General features: G+C 37.4%; 1 protein-coding gene. It reads right to left on the bottom strand.

Annotation, left to right across the window (positions count from 1 at the left end):
- Positions 1-215: 215 nt before the first annotated feature.
- A complete protein-coding gene (locus tag E2L07_RS20530; protein ID WP_134230531.1) occupies positions 216-1,076 on the bottom strand; it encodes an MBL fold metallo-hydrolase in 861 nt (286 codons plus the stop codon).
- Between the last annotated feature and the right edge of the window lie 262 nt (positions 1,077-1,338).

Raw genomic sequence — 1,338 nt, 5'->3', positions numbered from 1 at the left:
TCATTACGAGTCCTCCTTGGTTACTAATTTAAGGGTCCATTTTTGCTTCGAAGCTTTGGACACCTCGTATAATACCAAGAGGGCTCTTTTTTGTTCAATCCTCAAATTTCTTCATTACAGGAATGCTACTTTTTTGATAAAGTATCTCATATCATTTAGCCTATTTCGAGACTTTTATCGGTAGGAAAGGAATGACAGCTTTTGATTGTTAACTATTAATGAAGGTGCTTATCAACATAACGACCATAATCAGGAATGGCGATTTGATCAAATTCATTAACGAGCTTTTCTAAATTTGATCGTAAATCCTCGCCGAACATTGGTAGTCCATGCCCTGTAATTGCTAAGGATGGATCAAGGTCTTTAAGAATGTTGACAGACTGCCATGCTGCCTCCCAATCGGTTGTAAAATATCTAGGTGGTCCACTGATCTCTTGTTGTTGTGTGAGCACTTTATAAAGTGATTCTTGCTTCACAGTTACAAAAGCGTCTCCTACAATCATGGCATGATCCTCGGTGCGAATGAAAGAAATGTGTCCAGGGGTATGGCCAGGCGTATGAATCCATCTCCAGCCAGGCATGATTGGAATACGGTGATCGTTAGGGAGTGCTTGGACTCTCTTACCAAGGTTGATCGGCTCGTTTGGGAAAATAAAAGATAATTTGGCGATTAAGCCACCTTCAACACTTGTATCTGGTTCAGGATAGCTTTTTTGACCTGTGAGGTAGGGTAATTCTAATTCATGGGCGTAAACAGGGACATCCCATTTTTCTGCTAATTCAATCACTGCTCCGACATGATCAAAGTGTCCATGTGTAAGGACAATTCCTTTAGGAGGATGGACAGCACCGAAATATTTGGTTATACCATCAAGTATATGATCAGCTGATTTTGGCATTCCTGCATCGACTAATACCCATTCGTTTTCGACTGAGGGATTACCAACTACGCAAACATTGACAACTTGAATAGGTAAACAGAAAAGGTCTTGTGCAACCATTTGACCTACACCATCCGTCAATGTTGTCATTGGTATATATCGATATTCTTTGCTATATTCCATTTCTTGTTCCATGATAAAATCCTCCTATCTATTTGACATTTCACATTCATCTTAGTGTGTAACCAATTAACGGATATATGTACGGTCTGTTAATGAAAAAGCGATTCATCATTATTTTTTTTTCGTTTTTTAACTGGATATGATAAAACACTAGCGTTGCATTAAATAAAAAAAGATTTGTCAAGGTGTAATTAAATTCAATTTTATTGAATTTATGGTAAATACTAGTCTTCAACTTCATAAAAAAATCCTTATAATTAGATGACAGAAGGTA

The sequence above is a fragment of the Halalkalibacterium halodurans genome (assembly GCF_004376175.1).
In the GTDB taxonomy this organism is placed as follows: Bacteria; Bacillota; Bacilli; order Bacillales; family Bacillaceae_D; genus Halalkalibacterium; species Halalkalibacterium halodurans.
This window is presented reverse-complemented; position numbering and strand designations above follow the sequence as displayed.